The sequence below is a fragment of the Streptomyces sp. XM83C genome (genome assembly GCF_023072675.1).
GTDB classification, from domain to species: Bacteria; Actinomycetota; Actinomycetes; order Streptomycetales; family Streptomycetaceae; genus Streptomyces; species Streptomyces thermocoprophilus.
Window position 1 is genome coordinate 1 of the sequence record NZ_JALLGL010000107.1, and the last position, 19,500, is coordinate 19,500.

Consider the following 19,500-nt stretch of genomic DNA (forward strand, 5'->3'; position numbering starts at 1 on the left):
GGCCCCACCCCGGGCCCGCCACGCGGCCCGCACGCGCCGTACCGCGGCGCACACCCCCAGCGACGACCTCCAGACCTCCCCGAAAGCGAAGACGAGGATGCCCTCTGCCGGCCCCGAGCTGATCTCCCCCCGTTCCCCCCGCGTCACCGCCGCCCGGCGGCTCGCCAAGCGGAACTTCCGGGGCAAGGAGCGGCTGTTCCTCGCCGAGGGCCCGCAGGCCGTACGGGAGGCCGCCGGCCACGACGGCACCCTCGTGGAACTCTTCGCCACCCCCGACGCCGCCGAACGCCACGCCGACATCATCGGCGCCGCACGCACCGCGGGCGCCCGCGTCCACCTCGCCTCCGAGCAGGTCATCGCCGACATCTCCACCACCGTCACCCCCCAGGGCCTCGTCGGGATCTGCCGCTTCCTCGACACGCCCTTCGAGGAGATCCTGCGCCGCCGCCCCAAGCTCGTCGCCGTCCTCGCCCACGTCCGCGACCCCGGCAACGCCGGCACCGTGCTGCGCTGCGCCGACGCCGCCGGAGCCGAGGCCGTCGTCCTCACCGACGCCTCCGTCGACCTGTACAACCCCAAAGCGGTCCGCGCCTCCGTCGGCTCCCTGTTCCACCTGCCCGTCGCCGTCGGCGTCCCCGTCGAACAGGCCGTCACCGGACTCAAGGACGCCGGGGTGCGCATCCTCGCCGCCGACGGCGCCGGCGACCACGACCTCGACGACGAGCTGGACAAGGGCAGCATGGGCGGCCCCACCGCCTGGGTCTTCGGCAACGAGGCCTGGGGCCTGCCCGAGGAGACCCGCGCCCTCGCCGACGCCGTCGTCCGCGTCCCCATCCACGGCAAGGCGGAAAGCCTGAACCTCGCCACCGCCGCGGCCGTATGTCTCTACGCATCCGCCCGCGCCCAGCGGGCGGCCGGAGGGTGCCGCGCGGTCGCCGTGAACCAGTAGGCTGACCTGCTCGGGTCTCCGTAGGAGAGGTGGGGTACGGGGGATGAGCGTCGGCACGAGCAGCGCAGCCGGACGGGGCGGGCAGGACGGCCCCGCGGGCCCGCAGCCCGGAGCCGCGACCGGCATGGACCCGGACGACCTGCCCGACGGGCTCGTCGTCGCCGACGAGCACGGCCGCGTCGTCCGCTTCAACGCCGCGGCCGAGCGCATCACCGGCACCCGGGCCGCCGACGCCCTCGGCCGGCCCCTGGAGAAGGCCCTGCCCTTGGAGGACCTCGAAGGGCGCCGCTGGTGGCAGCTCACCGACCCCTACGGCGGCCTCGCCACCCGCACCCGGCAGCCCGAACGGAACCTGCTGCTGCCCGGCGGCCACGAAGTCCTCGTCACCGCCCGGTACGTCCGCGAGCGGCCCCTCGGCCCCGTCACCCGCGTCGTCGTCTGCCTGCGCGACACCGAGGCCCGCCGCCGCACCGAACGCTCCCACGCCGAGCTGATCGCGACCGTCGCCCACGAGCTGCGCTCCCCGCTGACCTCCGTCAAGGGCTTCACCGCGACCCTGCTCGCCAAATGGGAACGCTTCACCGACGACCAGAAACGCCTCATGCTGGAGACCGTCGACGCCGACGCCGACCGCGTCACCCGGCTCATCGCCGAACTCCTCGACATCTCCCGCATCGACTCCGGCCGCCTCGAGGTGCGCCGCCAGCCCGTCGACATGGGCGCCGCCGTCGGCCGCCACATCCAGGCGTACGTCGCCGCAGGCCAGAGCGCCGACCGGTTCCTGCTCCGCGTCGAACAGCCGCTGCCGATGCTGTGGGCCGACCCCGACAAGATCGACCAGGTGCTCAGCAACCTGATCGAAAATGCCGTGCGTCACGGTGAGGGAACTGTCACCATCGACATCACGGCCACGGCGTCCCCCCGAGAAGGGGAGGAGACCGGAACGTCGGTCACGGTGAGCGACGAAGGGCCCGGCATCCCGGAGGAATCCATGAACCGCGTCTTCACCCGCTTCTGGCGGGGCAGCAAGCGCGGCGGCACAGGCCTCGGGCTCTACATCGTCAAGGGCATCGTCGAAGCCCACGGCGGCACCATCACCGTCGGCCGCGCCCCCGGGGGCGGCGCCGAGTTCCGATTTACGTTGCCCGTGGCGGCACCGGCGTATCTCGCCCAGTGACCCACGGGCGCATTCGTATACCTCCACCCCGTTAGACTCGGCCTTTGGCACCTTTGTGTCCTTCACACGGCCCACCGCCGGTCACGGGGACCGTCCGCCAGCCATTCGGAAGCACGGGAAGAGATGTCGGCACCCAATAAGTCGTACGACCCTGTCGAGGTCGAGGCGTTGAAACCGGAAGAGATCGAGCGCATGCGGGACGAGGCGCTCGCCGCCTTCGCCGCCGCGGACTCCCTCGACGCGCTCCAGGAGGCCAAGGTCGCCCACACCGGCGGCACCTCCCCGCTGGCCCTGGCCAACCGGGAGATCGGCGCGCTGCCCCCGCACGCCAAGGCGGAGGCCGGCAAGCGCGTCGGCCAGGCCCGCGGCGCCGTCAACAAGGCGCTCGCCGCCCGCCAGGCCGAACTGGAGGCCGAGCGGGACGCGCGCGTGCTCATCGAGGAGGACGTGGACGTCACCCTGCCGTACGACCGCGTACCGGCCGGCGCCCGTCACCCCCTGACCACGCTCTCGGAGCGCATCGAGGACGTCTTCGTCGCCATGGGCTACGAGGTCGCCGAGGGCCCCGAGGTCGAGGCCGAGTGGTTCAACTTCGACGCCCTGAACATCGGCCCGGACCACCCGGCGCGCGGCGAGGCGGACACCTTCTTCGTGGCCGGCCCCGACGGCGGCACCGAATCCGGGACCGTGCTGCGCACCCACACCTCCCCGGTGCAGATCCGCTCCCTGCTCGAGCGCGACCTGCCCGTCTATGTGATCTGCCCCGGCCGCGTGTACCGCACGGACGAGCTGGACGCCACGCACACCCCGGTCTTCCGCCAGGTGGAGCTGCTCGCCGTCGACGAGGGCCTGACCATGGCCGACCTCAAGGGCACCCTCGACCACATGGTGCAGTCGCTGTTCGGTGCGGACATGAAGACCCGGCTGCGGCCGAACTTCTTCCCCTTCACCGAGCCGTCCGCCGAGATGGACATGGTGTGCTACGTCTGCCGCGGCGAGTCCGTCGGCAACCCCGACCGGCCCTGCCGCACCTGCTCCAGCGAGGGCTGGATCGAGCTGGGCGGCTGCGGCATGGTCAACCCGCGGGTGCTCACCGCCTGCGGCGTCGACCCGGAGAAGTACAGCGGCTTCGCCTTCGGGTTCGGCATCGAGCGGATGCTGATGTTCCGCCACAACGTCGATGACATGCGAGACATGGTCGAGGGTGACGTCCGGTTCACCCGGCCGTTCGGGATGGAGATCTGATGCGGGTCCCGCTTTCTTGGCTGCGGGAGTACGTCGACCTGCCGGCGACGGAGACCGGCCGGGACGTCCAGGCCAAGCTGATTTCGGCCGGTCTGGAGGTCGAGACCGTCGAACACCTCGGCGCCGACCTCAAGGGCCCCCTGGTCGTCGGACAGGTGCTGACCATCGAGGAGCTGGAGGGCTTCAAGAAGCCGATCCGCTTCTGCACCGTCGACGTCGCGCAGGCCAACGGCACGGGCGAGCCCCAGGAGATCATCTGCGGCGCCCGTAACTTCCAGGAGGGCGACAAGGTCGTCGTCGCCCTGCCCGGAGCCGTCCTGCCCGGCGACTTCCAGATCGCCGAGCGCAAGACGTACGGCCGGATGTCCCGCGGCATGATCTGCTCCAGCGACGAGCTGGGCATGGGCGACGACGGCAGCAAGGGCATCATCGTCCTGCCGCCGGAGACCGAGGTCGGCAAGGACGCCGTCGAGCTGCTGGAGCTGGTCGACGAGGTCCTGGACATCGCCGTCACCGCCAACCGCGGCGACTGCCTGTCCATCCGCGGCGTCGCCCGCGAGGCCGCCATCGCCTACGGGCTGCCGCTGCGCGACCCCGCCCTGCTCGACGTGCCCGCGCCCAACGCGTTCGGCTACCCGGTGCAGATCACGGACCCGTCCGGCTGCGACCGCTTCACCGCCCGCACCGTCACCGGGCTCAGCCCCGAGGCGCGCTCCCCGATCTGGCTCCAGCGCCGGCTGCAGAAGGTCGGCATGCGGCCGATCTCCCTCGCCGTCGACGTCACCAACTACGTGATGATGGAGCTGGGCCAGCCGCTGCACGCCTACGACCGCAAGCTGGTCCAGGGCACCATCGGTGTGCGCCGCGCCCAGGAGGGCGAGAAGATCGTCACCCTCGACGGTGTCGAGCGGAAGCTGCACGCCGAGGACCTCGTCATCACCGACGAGCGCGGTCCCATCGGCCTCGCCGGTGTGATGGGCGGCGCCAACACCGAGATCGCCGACGCCCCCCGGTCCCGGACGGACGCGACCGGGGAGACCGCCGTCGACCTCGAGAACGCCACCACCGACGTGGTGATCGAGGCCGCCCACTTCGACCAGGTCTCCATCGCGCGCACCGCCCGCCGCCACAAGCTGTCCTCGGAGGCGTCCCGCCGCTTCGAGCGCGGCGTCGACCCGGCCGCTGCCGCCGCCGCGGCCCAGCGCACCGTCGACCTGCTGGTGCTGCTGGCCGGCGGTACCGCCGAGGCCGGGGTCACCGAGGTCGTCGCGTCGTCCGCGCCGACCACCGTGACCATCCCGGCCGACCACCCCGACAAGGTCGCCGGTGTCACCTACGGCCGTGAGACCGTCGTACGCCGCCTCCAGGAGATCGGCTGCGACGTCCGGGGGCAGGACGAACTCACCGTCACCGTCCCCTCCTGGCGGCCCGACCTCACCGACCCCAACGACCTGGCCGAAGAGGTCATCCGGCTGGAGGGCTACGAGAACCTGCCCTCCACCCTGCCCAAGCCCCCCGCGGGCCGCGGCCTGACCCACCGGCAGCGGCTGCACCGCCGCGTCGGCCGCGCCCTGGCCGGGGCCGGCTGTGTCGAGGCGCCGAACTACCCCTTCATCTCCGAGCAGGTCTTCGACCAGCTCGGCCTGGAGGCCGACGACCCGGCCCGCCGCGTCGTCAAGCTCACCAACCCGCTCAACGACGAGGAGCCCGCGCTCCGCACCTCGCTGCTGCCGGGCCTGCTGGGCGCACTGCGGCGCAACATCGGCCGCGGCTCCCACGACCTCGCGCTGTTCGAGACCGGTCTGGTCTTCCACCCGCGTGAGGAGCAGCGCACCGCCGCGCCGCTGCCCGTCGACCGGCGCCCCACCGACGCCGAGATCGCCGAGCTGGACGCCGCGCTGCCCGAGCAGCCCCGCCATGTCGCCGCCGTTTTCGCGGGCGCCCGCGAGCAGGCCGGCTGGTGGGGCGCCGGCCGCCCCGCCGACTGGGCCGACGCCGTGCAGGCGGCCCGGACCGTCGCCGCCGAGGCGGGCACCGAGCTGGTCGTCCGCAAGGCCCAGTACGGCCCGTGGCACCCCGGCCGGTGCGCCGAGCTGGCCGTCACCGTCGACGGGCAGGACCGTGTCGTCGGGCACGCCGGCGAGCTGCACCCGCGGGTCCTCAAGGCCCTCGGCCTGCCCGCCCGCACCTGCGCGATGGAGCTGAACCTCGACGCGCTGGAGCAGGTCGGCGAGGACACCCCGCAGGCGCCGCGGATCTCCACGTTCCCCGTCGCCACGCAGGACGTCGCGCTCGTCGTCGACAAGCCGGTCCCGGCCGCCGAGGTCGAGGCCGCGCTGCGCGAGGGCGCCGGTGAACTGCTGGAGTCGATCCGCCTGTTCGACGTGTACGAGAACGCCGAGCAGCTCGGCGAGGGCCGCAAGTCGCTGGCGTACGCGCTGCGCTTCCGCGCCGCCGACCGCACCCTGACCGTCGACGAGGCGTCGGCGGCCCGGGACGCGGCGGTCGCCCTCGCCGGCGAGCGCACCGGGGCGGTGCTCCGCAGCTAGAAACGGCAGGGGGCTGACGCGCACACGCTTGTGCACGTCAGCACCCTGTGCGGTTACGTCACTCGTTGGGGTGATTGTTTACGGGTGGTCCGGCTCTGCCGGGCTCTCGGCCGACAGAATCGGACCGGCTCTACGGGGCCGGTCCGATCTGCGTGTCAGGGCCTGGTTTGGGGGGCCGTACGCCATGTTCCGTATCAGGCTGCCGCTGAGGCCGCCGCCCACCGCTGTCGCCGGCCTGCGCACCGCAGCCGCCCAGATCGCCGCCGACGGCACCGCCCGCGGCGGCGACCTCTACGACGTCGTCGCCACCCGGCACGGCGTCCGCGCCGTCATGGGCGACGTACGCGGCCACGGCATCGCCGCCCGCGGCACCGCCGCCGCCGTCCTCACCGGCTTCCGCGACGCCGCGCCCGACGAACCCGACCTCGGCCGCCTCCTGCGCCGCCTCGACCGGGCCCTCGCCCGCCATCTGCGCACCCGCGCCGGGCACCCCGCGCCCGGACCGGACCCCGCCGCACCGGACGACGGCGAGGAGTTCGTCACCCTCGTCCTGCTGGAGATCAGCGGCGACGGCACCCTGCGCGCCCTCGACTGCGGCCACCCCTGGCCGCACCGCGTCACCGGCACGCGCGTCGAACCGCTGAGCCGTTCCGACCCCCTGCCGCCCCTCGGCCTCTTCCCGCTGCCCGAGGACCTCCCCGTCCAGCACCCCCCGCCGCTGCTCCCGGGCGAACTGCTGGTCCTGCACACGGACGGTGTCGAGGACGCCCGCGACAGCCAGGGCCGCTTCTTCCCCCTGCGGGACACCCTCGCCCGCGCCGCCCGCACCCGACCCGTCACCCCCGAGGCCGTCGTGGGCACGGTCCTTTCCGAGGTGCGCCGTCACGCGGCGGGCAGACCCACGGACGACATGGCGTTGCTCGCGCTGGGCACCGACCCGGCCCCGCCCCCACCGGAACCCCGCCCCGGGCGGCACCGCCCGGCGACCCGTCTCGAACGCAACGGTGCCTGAGCACGCGCCCGCACCTCGCCGGCGGAGCCGCCCGCCCCGCCACGGAGTGTCGGGCAGGCGGCCGGGCGGGCGGCTGCGATCGGGCCGCCGCACTGTACGAGGGGGAGCCGGCGGCCCGGCCGGCCTCTTGCGAGGCCCACCAGTCAACCGGCCGGAAACTCTCCGCCACAGCGCGCACACCCAGCGAGTTCGCGCACTCCGTTCACACCCCGTGTGAACCGACTCCCACTACCCTGTCCGGCACCGATCCACCGGGGGGCACCGATGCAGCCCAACACACTGCTGGACGCGATCCTCGACGAGGCGGGCATCTCCCACGCGGGACTGGCCGCACACGTCAACCAGGCAGGACGCAGACGCGGGCTGACACTGCGTTACGAACACACCGCCGTCGCCCGCTGGCTCAAAGGGCAGCGCCCGCGCGGCCAGGTACCCGACCTGATCTGCGAGGTCCTCGCCGCCCGGCTGCACCGGCCGGTCACCCTCGACGACATCGGCCTCGGCGTGCCCGGCGAACAGGCGACAGGCGGACACGGAACCTCCCTGTCCGGCTTCGTCGAGCGGGCCACCGCCCTGTGGCGCTCCGACGAACAGCAGCGCCCGCACATCCTCGGAGCGCCTGCCGTCACCGGGACCCCGGCCGTGATGCCGGTGTGGGAGTGGGAGAACCCGCCCGAGGACACCGACGTCTCCCGAGGCGGCCGGCACCGGGTCACCCCCGCCGACATCGAGATGCTGCGCGCCGCCCGCACCCACTACGAGCAGATGTACCGCAAGGCCGGTGGTGTCGCCACGCGCGCCCGGATCGTCGGCTTCCTCAACGCCGAGGCCGCTCCGCTGCTGCGCGGCGGCTACACCGACGCCACGGGCCGTCAACTGCACCGCGCCACCGGCGGACTGGTCGCCATCGCCGGGATCTGCGCGTACGACTCCGACGCTCACGGCCTCGCCCAGCGCTACTTCCACCAGGCGCTGCGGCTCGCCAAGGCCAGCGGCGACCGGGGGCTCGGCGCGTACGTCATCGCGCTGCTGGTCAACCAGTCTCTGTTCATGCGGGAGTACCGGCAGGCCGTGGCCTTCGCCGAGGCCGCGCTGCGCGCCGCCGGCCGGCACATCACACCCGCGCTCGCCTCCGACCTGTTCGCGATGCAGGCGAAGGCGTACGCCCACCTCGGCGACGGCACGAGCGCCCTGTCCTGCATCCGGCGGGCCGAGGCCGCCGCCGAACGCATCCGGCGCGGCCGTGAACCCGACGAGACCGGCTATGTCCAGCCCGGCCTGGTCAACGTACAGGTGGCGGAGGCCCTGCTCAGCCTCGGTGAACTGCACGCCGCGCAGGAGCACGCCGCCGCCGCGGTGGACACCCCGGCGCACGACCGCGGACGGGTGCACCGGCTGGCCATGCTCAGCACGATCGAGCTGCGCCGGGGCAACGCCGACAAAGCGGTGGCCACGGCTGTGCAGATGGCCGAGCAGGCACGCGGCATGGAGTCCCAGCGGCTGCGCGACCGGCTCCGCGCCGTCCGTGAGCATCTGGTCCGCAGCGGCTGCGCGGGCACCGCCGAGGTGGCCGAACTGATCGACGGGGCGCTGCGCGTGCCGATCTGACCGGCCCGTGGGATCCGCGAGACGGGGCCGCGCCCCGCACCTTGCTCCCCAGCGGCCCTCTGTGCGCCTGCTGCCCGACCGCGTCGGCTGCGATATTGCCACTTACTCGTCGGAAGGTGGCAGAACCGTGCAGTGGACGAAACAGAACGAGCAAGCTGTGTATGCGAACCGCTGGTTCAAGGTCAATCTCGCGGATGTCGAACTACCGGACGGCCGGCACCTCGACCACTTCCTCATACGCCTGCGGCCGGTCGCCGTGGCCACGGTCGTCAACGAGCAGAACGAGGTCCTGCTGCTGTGGCGGCACCGCTTCATCACCGACAGCTGGGGCTGGGAACTCGCCGCCGGAGTCGTCGAGGACGGCGAGGACGTCGCCGTCGCCGCCGCGAGGGAACTGGAGGAGGAGACCGGCTGGCGGCCCGGCCCGCTGCGGCATCTGATGAGCGTGGAGCCGTCCAACGGGCTCACCGACGCCCGGCACCACGTGTACTGGGCCGAGGAGGGCCGCTACACCGGCCACCCCGTGGACGCCTTCGAGTCCGACCGCCGCGAATGGGTGCCGCTCAAACTCGTCCCCGACATCGTCGCCCGAGGCGAGGTCCCGGCCGCCACCATGGCGGCGGCCTTACTGATGCTGCACCAACTCAGGCTCGGCCAGGACAACGGCCCCACGCCGCACGGCCTGTGACGACGCAGGGCCCGGCACGCGCACGCGCACCGGGCCCTGCGTCGCGGCGGGGATCCGCCGTCAGCTGTAGGTGTAGAAGCCCGACCCCGTCTTGCGGCCCAGCCGGCCGGCGTCGACCATGCGCTGGAGCAGCGGGGGAGCGGCGTACAGGGGCTCCTTGTACTCCTCGTACATGCTGTACGCGACCGAGGCGACCGTGTCCAGGCCGATCAGGTCGGACAGCTTCAGCGGGCCCATCGGGTGGGCGCAGCCCAGCTCCATGCCGTTGTCGATGTCCTCGCGGCTGGCGATGCCCGACTCGAACATCCGGATCGCGGACAGCAGATACGGGATCAGCAGCGCGTTGACGACGAAGCCGGAGCGGTCCACCGCGCGGATCGCGTGCTTGCCCAGCACCTTCTCCGCGAACAGCTGCGCCCGGCCGAGCGTGCCCTCGGAGGTGGTGAGCGCCGGGATCAGCTCGACGAGCTTCTGCACCGGGGCCGGGTTGAAGAAGTGGATGCCGATGACCTGGTCGGGCCGCTGGGTGGCAACCGCCAGCCGCACCAGCGGGATGGAGGAGGTGTTGGAGGCGAGGATCGCGTCCGGCCGGGTCACCACCTGGTCCAGGACCTGGAAGATCTCCGTCTTGACCTGCTCGTTCTCCACGACGGCCTCGATGACGAGGTCCCGGTCGGCGAACTCCCCGAGGTCGGTGGTGAAGCTCAGCCGCGCCTGCGTGGCGTCCCGCTCCTCCTCGGTGATCTTGCCGCGTTCCGCGGCCTTGGCCAGGGAGCTGAACAGCCGGGTACGGCCGAGCTCCAGGGCCTCGCCGGTGGTCTCGGCGACCTTCACGTCGAGACCGGCGCGGGCGCACACCTCGGCGATGCCCGCCCCCATCTGACCGCAGCCGACCACTCCGACGCGCTCGATGTCTGTCACATCGTCCCTTTCGCTGCTGATCTACGGCTGGCAGGTCCGCCGTGGTCCGGTTGCCTGCTCCGATCGTGCACGTTACCGCCAAGTATCGATGATCGATCACCGGGGTGGGGGCATCCTGGGCGGAACGACGATCCGTGACGGGACGGATCCGGGGCGTTCCGGGGAGCAGACGCATGGGGCGGATGACGCGGCGGGCCTTCACGGTGGCGGCACTGTCGGCGCTGGCCACGGGCGGGGCGGCGCCGGGGCGGGCCCGGCCGCGCGCGGAGGCGGGGGAGATGCGGGGCGTGTGGATCGCGACGGTCGGCAACCGCGACTGGCCCTCCGCTCCGGGGCTGAGCGCCGACGAACAGCGCCGCGAGCTGACCGCGCTCCTCGACACGGCGGTACGGCGCCGGCTGAACACGGTGTTCCTCCAGGTGCGGCCGACCGCGGACGCCCTGTGGCCGTCGTCGTACGAGCCCTGGTCGCAGTGGCTGACCGGGACGCAGGGCGAGGACCCCGGCTGGGACCCGCTGGGCACGGCCCTGACGGAGGCGCACGCGCGGGGCCTGGAGCTGCACGCCTGGTTCAACCCGTACCGTGTCGCCCTGCACACCGACCCGGGCCGGCTGGCGCCCGCGCACCCGGCCCGGCTGCACCCGGAGTGGGTGGTGGCGTACGGCGGGAAGCTCTACTACAACCCGGGCCTTCCGGAGGTCCGCGCCTTCGTGGAGGAGGCGATCCTCGACGCGGTGCGCATGTACCCGGTGGACGCCGTCCACTTCGACGACTACTTCTATCCCTATCCGGTGCCCGGCCAGGTCTTCGACGACGACGACGCCTACGACCGTCACGGCGCGGCGTTCCCCACCCGTGCCGCGTGGCGCCGCGACAACATCGACAGGCTCGTCCGCGAGACGGCCGCCCGGATCGCCGAGGTGCGGCCCGGCACCCGGTTCGGGATCAGCCCGTTCGGGGTGTGGCGCAACGCCGCCACCGACCCGCTCGGGTCCGACACCCGGGCGGGCGTGCAGACGTACGACGATCTGTACGCCGACACCCGCGGCTGGGTGCGCGACGGCCTGCTCGACTACGTGGTGCCCCAGCTGTACTGGAACATCGGCTTCGCCGACGCCGACTACGCGAAACTGCTGCCCTGGTGGGCCGAGACCGCCCAGGGCAGCAGGACGCGGCTGTACATCGGGGAGGCGCTGTACAAGGCGGGGGACCCCGCCCAGCCCGCGGCCTGGCAGGACCCCGCCGAGCTGTCCCGGCATCTGACCCTGGCCGCGTCGTACCCGCAGGTGCGCGGGCACGCCTTCTTCTCCGCGACCGAGGTGGCCGCCGACCCGATCGGGGCGATGGCCCGGGTGGTCGCCGACCACTGGGCCCTGCCCGCGCCGCCCCCGGGCTGAACTACCAGGCCTGCCGGGCGCTGGACATGTCCTTGTGGCGGATCTCCGTGTCGGGGCCGGGCGAGCACAGGCCCTCGTGCCCGTCCTCGAACCGGACGCGGTACGGGGGGTTGCCCTTCTCGCCGAGGACTTCGACGATCTCGCCGACCTTGTCGTGTTGACCGACCACCCTGCCGTGCTGGACAAGCTGGTCGCCCACGGTTGCACGCATCTGCGGGGCCTCCTCACCGGTGTGCGAAAGCAGCGGTCCTGGGTCCGGGCCCACGGGGGGGCGGGCGCGGCCGGGACGCGGCCCGTCAGCCGCGGGCCCGCTGGGTGACGGCGATGCACACGAGCACCGCGGCCGCCGTCAGCGGGGCGGCCGGCGTCAGGTGCTCGCCGAGCAGCAGCACCGACCACACCAGTGTGAGGAGGGCCTGCGCCGACTGCAACTGGCTCGCCCCGGGAATTCCGATGGCCGCCATGCCCCGGTATTGGACGACGAGCCCGAGGAACTGCGAGCCCGCCGCGAGCCACAGCAGTCCCGTCACACTGTGCACGGTGAGCCGTACCCGCTCGTATGTCACGGCCACCGCCGCGCCGGCCAGGGCGAGCGGCAGACACAGCACCAGCGCCCAGCCGACCACCTGCCGGCCCGGCATCACCTTCGCCGGCCGGCCGCCCTCGGTGCAGCCCGCGGCGCACACCGGCAGCGCCGCGAAGAGATGCACGTCGGCCGTGGTGAGGCAACCGCCGCTCTGCCGCACGGTGAACCCCGCCACCGCGTCGGCGCCCACGAGCGCCGCCAGCCAGAAGGTCCGCGAGGGACGCGAGCCGACCCGCAGCGCCGAGCAGAGGGTGGTGGTCAGCGGCAGCAGGCTGACGACGACCGCCGCGTGCGCCGTGGTGGAGGTCCGCAGCGCGAGCGTGGTCAGCAGCGGATAGTCCCGGCGACCACCCCGGCGGCCACCACCGTCGGCCCCGGCCGGTGGGCGCGGGCCGGGACGGGGATGCGCAGCGCGAGCAGACAGCCGCCGGCCGGCAGTGCGGCGAGCACACTGCGCAGCGCGACCGTCAGGGCCCGGACCGTGCCGGGAGAGGTCAGCGAGAAGGCGGTCACGCCGAGGGCCGCCAGGATCAGGCCGAGGGAGGAACAGCTGCCCGCGTGCGACCGCTCGTTCACTCCCCGTGACCCCTCGGTGGCACCCCTTGACCTGCGTACCCGGGCGGCTCACCATCACCGCATGTCTCTTCGGGTCACATTCGTCGCCGCCGCGCGCAGCTCACCGCTGCTCGCCGAGCGCTTCGAGGACGACCGCCCGCTGGACCAGGCCGGCTGGGACGCCGTCCAGCGGGTCGCCGGGGACCTGGTGTCCCTGGCCGCGGCCGACCTGCGCTACTGCTCGCCGACCCCGCGCAGCCGCGCGACCGGCGACGCCCTCGGCTACGCGCCGCTCGTGCAGCTCGCCCTGCGGGACTGCGACATGGGGCGCTGGCGCGGGCTGACCCTGGGGGAGGCCATGGCCCGCGAACCGTCCCTCGTGGACGCCTGGCTCGCCGACCCGCGGTCCGCGCCGCACGGCGGCGAGTCGCTGCTGTCGTTCATCGGCAGGGTCGGCGGCTGGCTGGACACCCGGCCGATCGACGACGGCTGCCGCGTCGTCGCCGTCGCCGAGCCGTCCGTGATCCGCGCGGCCCTGGTGTACGCGCTGAAGGCACCGCCCTCGACGTTCTGGAACATCGACGTGCGCCCGCTGTCGACGACCACCGTCACGGGCCGGGCGGGCCGCTGGAACCTGCGGTTCGACGGGGCCGCGGCCCAGCCGTCCCGGGCCTGAGCCTCAGGAAGCGGTCCCCTGCGGTCCGTCCTCGCGTGTGTAGTCCGTCGTCAGCACCAGGTCCTTCGCGGGTCCGCGCACCCGCCACACCGTCCGCCACCGGTCGTCGTCCAGGGCGGTGAACTCCCCGCGGTAGAGGTCGGCCGAGCACGGGTGGTCGGCGACGAACCGGCCCGAGGTCAGATCCAGGCCGTGGAAGGGGCGCCCGTCGGCGAACCGCACATCCGCCGTCCCCGGCACCTCCCCGGGCAGGAACCTCAGTGTCCGCTCGGCCGGTCGGGCCACGCCCCGCCACACGAAGGTCCCCGACTCCCGGTGCAGCAGCCCGCCGCCCTCCAGCAGGCCGAAAACCGTCGTACCCGTGAACGTGCCCTCGTCGCCCGAGGCCAGGTCGCGCACGGTCCGGGCGACCCGCCACCGGCCGGCCAGAAAGACCAGCACGTCCGGCACCGGCCGGAAACCGTCCCTCTCCCGCGGCACCCCGCACCTCTCCGTTCCCGCGCGATCCAGCGCGACCCATTGACGCGTCCCTGCCCCTCCCCATCTTGCCCTTCGAACGGCCGACCGGACGGCGGGCGGCAGTTCGCGGGCGGCCGGGGCCAGTGCGACCCGCGCCGGAGCGCAGGTGAACAACGCGCGGCCGGACTTCTCCTCCAGGCGGCGGATCTGCCGGCTCAGCGGCGCGGGCGGGCCCAGTGGGTACGAGAGCTGCACCCTGCACGTGGCGAAGGCGGAGCGGAGCAACGGATCCACGCGGCCGGAGGGTCCGCGGGGGCCGGCAGCGGACTGACGGCCCGGATCACCCCGGCGGCCGGGAGCGACGGCCGCGAGCACCCCCGGCGGCCGGAAGCCTGCACAGTGATTGCATAAACGTGCAGCGCTGCGTATAGTCATGCCATCCAGGAGGAGGGTGGACATGGCAGTACGAGTGGCGGTGGCCGGAGCGAGCGGATACGCGGGCGGAGAAGTCCTGCGTCTTCTCCTCGCCCACCCCGAGGTCGAGATCGGCGCCCTGACCGGCAACTCCAACGCCGGACAGACGCTCGGCACGCTCCAGCCGCATCTGCTGCCGCTGGCCGACCGAGTGCTCGCGGAGACCACCGCCGACTCGCTCGCCGGGCACGACGTGCTCTTCCTCGCGCTGCCGCACGGCCAGTCCGCGGCCGTCGCCGAACAGCTCGGCCCCGACGTGCTCGTCATCGACATGGGCGCCGACTTCCGGCTGAAGAACGCCGCCGACTGGGAGACCTTCTACGGCTCCCCGCACGCCGGCACCTGGCCCTACGGCCTCCCCGAACTTCCGGGTGCCCGCGCCGCGCTGGAGGGGTCCAAGCGCATCGCGGTACCCGGTTGCTACCCCACCGCCGTCACCCTCGCCCTCTTCCCCGCCTACGCCGCCCGGCTCGCCCGGCCAGAAGCGGTGATCGTCGCCGCCTCCGGCACCTCCGGCGCCGGCAAGGCACCCAAGCCGCACCTGCTCGGCAGCGAGGTCATGGGCTCCATGACGCCGTACGGCGTCGGCGGCGGCCACCGGCACACCCCCGAGATGATCCAGAACCTCAGCGGCGTGGCGGGGGAACGCGTCGCCGTCTCCTTCACCCCGACGCTGGCCCCCATGCCGCGCGGCATCCTCGCCACGTGCAGCGCCCCCGCCGCCGAAGGCGTCACCGCGGAATCCCTGCGCGCCGCCTACGCCAAGGCATACGCCGACGAGCCGTTCGTCCGCCTCCTCCCCGAGGGGCAGTGGCCCGCCACCGCCTCCGTGTACGGCTCCAACGCCGTCCAGGTGCAGGTCGCGTACGACCCGGCCGTGCACCGCGTCATCGCGATCAGCGCCATCGACAACCTCACCAAGGGCACCGCGGGCGGTGCCGTCCAGAGCATGAACATCGCCCTCGGTCTCGACGAGACCTGTGGGCTCACCACGATCGGAGTCGCACCGTGAGCGTCACGGCAGCCAAGGGATTCACGGCGGCGGGCATCGCCGCCGGGATCAAGGAGAACGGCAACCCGGACCTGGCCCTCGTGGTCAACCACGGTCCGCGCCGTGCCGCCGCGGGCGTCTTCACCTCCAACCGGGTGAAGGCCGCGCCGGTGCTCTGGTCCGAGCAGGTCCTCAAGAGCGGCGAACTCGCCGCCGTCGTCCTCAACTCCGGCGGCGCCAACGCCTGCACCGGACCCAAGGGCTTCCAGGACACCCACGCCACCGCCGAGAAGGTCGCAGAGGCCCTCGGCTGCGGCGCAGGAGAGGTCGCCGTCTGCTCCACCGGCCTCATCGGCGTCCTCCTGCCCATGGACAAGGTCCTCGCCGGCGTCGAGACCGCCGCCGCGCAGCTCTCCGAACACGGCGGCGAGAAGGCCGCCATCGCCATCAAGACCACCGACACCGTCCACAAGACGTCCGTCGTCACCAAGGACGGCTGGACCGTCGGCGGCATGGCCAAGGGCGCCGGCATGCTCGCCCCCGGCCTCGCCACCATGCTCGTCGTCCTCACCACCGACGCCGACGTCGACAGCGGCACGCTCGACAAGGCGCTCCGCGCCGCCACCCGCGTCACGTTCGACCGCGTCGACTCCGACGGCTGCATGTCCACCAACGACACCGTGCTCCTGCTCGCCTCCGGCGCCTCCGGTGTCACCCCCGGCCACGACGACTTCGCCGACGCCGTACGGCAGGTCTGCGACGACCTCGGGCAGCAGCTCATCCGCGACGCCGAGGGCGCCAGCAAGGACATCAAGATCGAGGTGGTGGGCGCCGCGACCGAGGCCGACGCCGTCGAGGTCGGCCGGTCCATCGCCCGCAACAACCTCCTCAAGTGCGCCATCCACGGCGAGGACCCCAACTGGGGCCGCGTCCTGTCCGCCATCGGCACCACCTCCGCCGCCTTCGAACCCGACCGTCTGAACGTTGCCATCAACGGCGTCTGGGTGTGCAAGAACGGCGCCGTCGGCGAGGACCGCGACAAGGTCGACATGCGCTACCGCGAGGTGCACATCGTCGCCGACCTCGCCGCAGGCTCCGAGACCGCCACCATCTGGACCAACGACCTCACCGCCGACTACGTCCACGAGAACAGCGCCTACAGCTCATGACCACGACGCGGAAACACACCGCCCTGCCCAAGGCCCAGATCCTCATCGAGGCGCTGCCCTGGCTGACCCGGCACCACGGCAAGACCGTCGTCATCAAGTTCGGCGGCAACGCCATGGTGAACGAGGAGCTGAAAGCCGCCTTCGCCCAGGACGTGGTCTTCCTGCGGCACGCCGGCCTCAAGCCCGTCGTCGTGCACGGCGGCGGCCCCCAGATCAGCGCCGCCCTCGACAAGCACGGCATCGTCAGCGAGTTCAAGGCCGGCCTGCGCGTCACCACCGAGGACGCCATGGACGTCGTACGGATGGTGCTCGCCGGGCAGGTCCAGCGTGAACTCGTCGGCCTGCTCAACCGGCACGGCCCGCTCGCCGTCGGCCTGACCGGCGAGGACGCCCACACCATCACCGCCGTCAAACACCAGCCGGAGATCGACGGCGAACTCGTCGACATCGGCCGCGTCGGCGAGATCACCTCCATCGACACCGGCGCGATCGAAGCACTCCTCGCCGACGGCCGCATCCCCGTCGTGTCGTCGATCGCCCGCTCCGAGGACGACCACCATGTCTACAACGTCAATGCTGATACGGCTGCTGCGGCACTCGCTGCGGCACTGGGCGCCGAGACGCTGATGGTCCTCACCGACGTCGAGGGCCTCTACGAGGACTGGCCGGACTCCGACGAGGTGATCAGCCGGCTCACCGCCTCCGAACTGGAGAAACTCCTGCCGGAGCTGAGTTCCGGCATGGTCCCCAAGATGGAGGGCTGCCTGCACGCCGTACGCAACGGCGTCAACACCGCCCGCGTCATCGACGGGCGTGTCCAGCACTCCATCCTGCTGGAGATCTTCACCGACGAGGGCATCGGCACCATGGTCGTGCCCGACCAGGACACCGAGGGGGAGTCATGAGCAACCAGGAGCTGACCGCGCGGTGGCAGAGCGCGCTCATGAACAACTACGGCACTCCGCGGCTTCCCCTCGTCCGCGGTGAGGGACGCACCGTGTGGGACGCCGACGGCCGCTCCTACCTCGACTTCGTCGGCGGCATCGCCACCAACGCCCTCGGCCACGCCCACCCCGCCGTCGTCGACGCCGTCTCCCGGCAGATCGGCTCCCTCGGCCACATCTCCAACCTCTTCCTCGCCGAGCCGACCGTCACCCTCGCCGAACGGCTCCTGGAGCACTTCGGACGGGACGGCCGCGTCTTCTTCTGCAACTCCGGCGCAGAGGCCAACGAGGCCGCGTTCAAGATCGGGCGGCTCACCGGGCGGACCCGCATGGTCGCCACCACCGGCGGCTTCCACGGCCGCACCATGGGCGCGCTCGCCCTCACCGGGCAGCCCGCCAAGCGGGAACCCTTCCTGCCGCTGCCCGGCGACATCACCCACGTCCCCTACGGCGACGCGCAGGCGCTGGCCGCCGCCGTCACCGAGGACACCGCGCTGGTGATCATCGAGCCGATCCAGGGCGAGAACGGCGTCGTCGTCCCGCCCGCCGGCTACCTCAAGGCCGCCCGCGCCATCACCGCCGCCACCGGCGCCCTCCTCGTCCTCGACGAGGTGCAGACCGGCATCGGCCGTACCGGGCACTGGTTCGCCTACCAGGCCCATGAGGGCGTCCTCCCCGACGTCGTCACCCTCGCCAAGCAGCTCGGCGGCGGACTCCCGCTCGGCGCCACCGTCGCCTTCGGCCGCGCCGCCGAGCTGCTGCAACCCGGCCAGCACGGCACCACCTTCGGCGGCAACCCCGTCGCCTGCGCCGCCGGGCTCGCCGTCCTCGACACCATCGCCGGGGAAGGCCTGCTGGAGAACGTCAAGCGGCAGGGCGAACGGCTGCGGGAGGGAATCGAAGCGCTCGGCCACCCGTTGATCGACTATGTGCGGGGCGCCGGCCTCCTTCTGGGTATCGTGCTCAACGGGCCGCACGCGGCGAAGGCGCAAGCGGCGGCCCAGGACGCCGGTTTCCTCGTGAACGCGCCCGCCCCCGACGTCATCCGGCTCATGCCCGCGCTGAATCTCCGCGACGACGAGGCGGACGCCTTCGTCGAGGCACTGCCCGGCATCCTTGACCGGGCCCGCGCGGCCGACGGGGACGCATGATCCGGAGAATGGGACGACGATGAGCCAGGCGCAGGAGCACGAGGGGAACGGGACCAACGGGGTTGCCGGAGGCGCCGGGGGTGCCGGTGCCTCCGGGCCCGCCGTGCCGCAGACCCGTACCGCGCGGCACCGGCGCATCGTGGACATCCTCAACCGGCAGCCCGTCCGGTCGCAGAGCCAGCTGGCCAAGCTGCTCGCCGACGACGGGCTGAGCGTCACCCAGGCCACGCTCTCCAGGGACTTGGACGAGCTGAACGCCGTGAAGATCCGCAACACCGACGGCGACCTGATCTACGCCGTGCCCAGCGAGGGAGGCTTCCGGACCCCTCGGGCGCCGCTCGGGGAGTCCGCCAAGGAGGAGCGGATGCGGCGGCTCTCGCAGGAGCTGCTGATCTCCGCGGAGGCCTCCGCGAACCTCGTCGTCCTGCGGACGCCGCCCGGGGCCGCGCAGTTCCTCGCGTCCGCGATCGACCAGGCCGAGCTGCACGACATCCTCGGGACGATCGCGGGGGACGACACACTGCTGCTGATCAGCCGCAACCCGACGGGAGGGCAGGCGCTCGCGGACCACCTGCTGCGGCTGGCGCAGAACGGCCACTGAACCCTTCGGCCGGGCGGGGCCCTTGCGCGGTTCCCCGCGCCCCTTGTGGGGTGCCTGGGGTTTCGTTGTTCACCGCGGGCCGGTGGGGGCTTGGCGCGTAGTTCCCCGCGCCCCTGTTCTGGCTGGGCCATCGTGTTTCACCTGCGGGCCGGTGGGGGTTCTCGCGCAGTTCCCCGCGCCCCTGAGTGCCTGCGGCGGCCTGTGTCCGAGGGTGCGTGGTTGCGGTTGCGCCTGCTCGCGGTGGGTGGGTCGGGTGCGCGCCGGGGGGTGTCCGTCCTCGGTGCGGCGCTCTGTGCCTCAGGTTCGTGCCCTGCGTTTTCGCCGCACGCTGCGGGCGGGGACCCCCCG

The 19,500-nt window shown here is 72.9% G+C and carries 17 protein-coding genes and 1 pseudogene; 14 read left to right on the top strand and 4 right to left on the bottom strand.

All coding sequences use genetic code 11. The annotated features are described in order from the left end of the window. The first annotated feature begins 97 nt into the window (after nucleotides 1-97). The 7 genes from MTQ10_RS14480 (at nucleotide 98) to MTQ10_RS14510 (ending at nucleotide 9,228) form a co-directional block, all read left to right on the top strand. Nucleotides 98-949 (top strand): TrmH family RNA methyltransferase, encoded by an 852-nt coding sequence (locus MTQ10_RS14480; RefSeq protein WP_247467373.1) that lies wholly within the window; start codon nucleotides 98-100, stop codon nucleotides 947-949. Nucleotides 950-992: 43 nt separating this feature from the next. Further along, nucleotides 993-2,126, top strand: coding sequence for a sensor histidine kinase (locus tag MTQ10_RS14485; protein WP_247467329.1), 1,134 nt, complete (start codon nucleotides 993-995; stop codon nucleotides 2,124-2,126). A 123-nt stretch (nucleotides 2,127-2,249) separates the two neighbouring features. Then, complete coding sequence (pheS, locus tag MTQ10_RS14490) at nucleotides 2,250-3,371, top strand: phenylalanine--tRNA ligase subunit alpha (protein ID WP_247467332.1); 1,122 nt, start codon at nucleotides 2,250-2,252, stop codon at nucleotides 3,369-3,371. Then, entirely contained in the window at nucleotides 3,371-5,920 is a 2,550-nt protein-coding gene (gene pheT, locus MTQ10_RS14495; protein WP_247467335.1) for a phenylalanine--tRNA ligase subunit beta, read from the top strand. The genes pheS and pheT overlap by 1 nt, the downstream gene beginning before the upstream one ends. A gap of 184 nt (nucleotides 5,921-6,104) precedes the next feature. Next, nucleotides 6,105-6,932, top strand: a complete 828-nt coding sequence (locus MTQ10_RS14500; protein ID WP_247467337.1) for a SpoIIE family protein phosphatase — start codon at nucleotides 6,105-6,107, stop codon at nucleotides 6,930-6,932. Between the two features lie 264 nt (nucleotides 6,933-7,196). Then, nucleotides 7,197-8,540, top strand: coding sequence for a transcriptional regulator (locus tag MTQ10_RS14505; RefSeq protein ID WP_247467340.1), 1,344 nt, complete (start codon nucleotides 7,197-7,199; stop codon nucleotides 8,538-8,540). A gap of 127 nt (nucleotides 8,541-8,667) precedes the next feature. After that, on the top strand, nucleotides 8,668-9,228 hold the full coding sequence (locus tag MTQ10_RS14510) for an NUDIX hydrolase (protein ID WP_247467342.1): 561 nt from the start codon (nucleotides 8,668-8,670) through the stop codon (nucleotides 9,226-9,228). 60 nt (nucleotides 9,229-9,288) lie between these two features. On the opposite strand, the gene MTQ10_RS14515 is transcribed toward MTQ10_RS14510, so the two are convergent. Further along, nucleotides 9,289-10,149 (bottom strand): 3-hydroxybutyryl-CoA dehydrogenase, encoded by an 861-nt coding sequence (locus MTQ10_RS14515; protein WP_247467345.1) that lies wholly within the window; start codon nucleotides 10,147-10,149, stop codon nucleotides 9,289-9,291. A 182-nt stretch (nucleotides 10,150-10,331) separates the two neighbouring features. Between MTQ10_RS14515 and MTQ10_RS14520 the strand changes: the two genes are divergently transcribed. Next, nucleotides 10,332-11,546: a glycoside hydrolase family 10 protein gene (locus MTQ10_RS14520; protein ID WP_441351000.1), complete on the top strand. Its 1,215-nt coding sequence runs from the start codon at nucleotides 10,332-10,334 to the stop codon at nucleotides 11,544-11,546. A gap of 1 nt (nucleotide 11,547) precedes the next feature. Here the strand turns inward: MTQ10_RS14520 and MTQ10_RS14525 are convergent, their stop codons facing one another. Continuing rightward, a complete protein-coding gene (locus MTQ10_RS14525; RefSeq protein ID WP_247467351.1) occupies nucleotides 11,548-11,757 on the bottom strand; it encodes a DUF1918 domain-containing protein in 210 nt (69 codons plus the stop codon). An 85-nt stretch (nucleotides 11,758-11,842) separates the two neighbouring features. Continuing rightward, a pseudogene (locus tag MTQ10_RS14530) lies at nucleotides 11,843-12,708 on the bottom strand (DMT family transporter). A gap of 61 nt (nucleotides 12,709-12,769) precedes the next feature. Here MTQ10_RS14530 and MTQ10_RS14535 point away from each other — a divergent pair. Further along, complete coding sequence (locus tag MTQ10_RS14535; protein WP_247467354.1) at nucleotides 12,770-13,363, top strand: histidine phosphatase family protein; 594 nt, start codon at nucleotides 12,770-12,772, stop codon at nucleotides 13,361-13,363. 3 nt (nucleotides 13,364-13,366) lie between these two features. Here MTQ10_RS14535 and MTQ10_RS14540 read toward each other — a convergent pair whose 3' ends face one another. Then, entirely contained in the window at nucleotides 13,367-13,843 is a 477-nt protein-coding gene (locus tag MTQ10_RS14540) for a DUF6314 family protein (RefSeq protein ID WP_247467355.1), read from the bottom strand. 436 nt (nucleotides 13,844-14,279) lie between these two features. Here MTQ10_RS14540 and argC point away from each other — a divergent pair, with 436 nt between their 5' ends. Genes argC through MTQ10_RS14565 form a run of 5 tightly spaced genes read left to right on the top strand, consistent with a single transcriptional unit; the run spans nucleotide 14,280 to nucleotide 19,152 of the window. Then, entirely contained in the window at nucleotides 14,280-15,308 is a 1,029-nt protein-coding gene (gene argC, locus MTQ10_RS14545) for an N-acetyl-gamma-glutamyl-phosphate reductase (RefSeq protein WP_247467358.1), read from the top strand. Continuing rightward, on the top strand, nucleotides 15,305-16,456 hold the full coding sequence (gene argJ / locus MTQ10_RS14550) for a bifunctional glutamate N-acetyltransferase/amino-acid acetyltransferase ArgJ (protein ID WP_247467362.1): 1,152 nt from the start codon (nucleotides 15,305-15,307) through the stop codon (nucleotides 16,454-16,456). Before argC ends, argJ begins: the two co-directional genes overlap by 4 nt. Next, the gene (gene argB, locus MTQ10_RS14555) at nucleotides 16,453-17,361 is read left to right on the top strand and encodes an acetylglutamate kinase (protein WP_247467364.1); all 909 of its coding nucleotides are present in this window, start codon (nucleotides 16,453-16,455) and stop codon (nucleotides 17,359-17,361) included. Before argJ ends, argB begins: the two co-directional genes overlap by 4 nt. Beyond that, a complete protein-coding gene (locus MTQ10_RS14560; protein ID WP_247467366.1) occupies nucleotides 17,358-18,551 on the top strand; it encodes an acetylornithine transaminase in 1,194 nt (397 codons plus the stop codon). Before argB ends, MTQ10_RS14560 begins: the two co-directional genes overlap by 4 nt. Before the next feature lie 19 nt (nucleotides 18,552-18,570). Then, entirely contained in the window at nucleotides 18,571-19,152 is a 582-nt protein-coding gene (locus MTQ10_RS14565; RefSeq protein WP_247467369.1) for an arginine repressor, read from the top strand. Nucleotides 19,153-19,500 lie beyond the last annotated feature (348 nt).

What these genes read in the sequence shown, in the direction of transcription:
- MTQ10_RS14480 (WP_247467373.1), top strand. Translation starts at nt 98, where the DNA reads ATGCCCTCTGCCGGCCCCGAGCTGATCTCCCCCCGTTCCCCCCGCGTC.
- MTQ10_RS14485 (WP_247467329.1), top strand. Translation starts at nt 993, where the DNA reads ATGAGCGTCGGCACGAGCAGCGCAGCCGGACGGGGCGGGCAGGACGGC.
- pheS (WP_247467332.1), top strand. Translation starts at nt 2,250, where the DNA reads ATGTCGGCACCCAATAAGTCGTACGACCCTGTCGAGGTCGAGGCGTTG.
- pheT (WP_247467335.1), top strand. Translation starts at nt 3,371, where the DNA reads ATGCGGGTCCCGCTTTCTTGGCTGCGGGAGTACGTCGACCTGCCGGCG.
- MTQ10_RS14500 (WP_247467337.1), top strand. Translation starts at nt 6,105, where the DNA reads ATGTTCCGTATCAGGCTGCCGCTGAGGCCGCCGCCCACCGCTGTCGCC.
- MTQ10_RS14505 (WP_247467340.1), top strand. Translation starts at nt 7,197, where the DNA reads ATGCAGCCCAACACACTGCTGGACGCGATCCTCGACGAGGCGGGCATC.
- MTQ10_RS14520 (WP_441351000.1), top strand. Translation starts at nt 10,332, where the DNA reads ATGACGCGGCGGGCCTTCACGGTGGCGGCACTGTCGGCGCTGGCCACG.
- MTQ10_RS14525 (WP_247467351.1), bottom strand. Translation starts at nt 11,757, where the DNA reads ATGCGTGCAACCGTGGGCGACCAGCTTGTCCAGCACGGCAGGGTGGTC.
- MTQ10_RS14535 (WP_247467354.1), top strand. Translation starts at nt 12,770, where the DNA reads ATGTCTCTTCGGGTCACATTCGTCGCCGCCGCGCGCAGCTCACCGCTG.
- argC (WP_247467358.1), top strand. Translation starts at nt 14,280, where the DNA reads ATGGCAGTACGAGTGGCGGTGGCCGGAGCGAGCGGATACGCGGGCGGA.
- argB (WP_247467364.1), top strand. Translation starts at nt 16,453, where the DNA reads ATGACCACGACGCGGAAACACACCGCCCTGCCCAAGGCCCAGATCCTC.
- MTQ10_RS14560 (WP_247467366.1), top strand. Translation starts at nt 17,358, where the DNA reads ATGAGCAACCAGGAGCTGACCGCGCGGTGGCAGAGCGCGCTCATGAAC.
- MTQ10_RS14565 (WP_247467369.1), top strand. Translation starts at nt 18,571, where the DNA reads ATGAGCCAGGCGCAGGAGCACGAGGGGAACGGGACCAACGGGGTTGCC.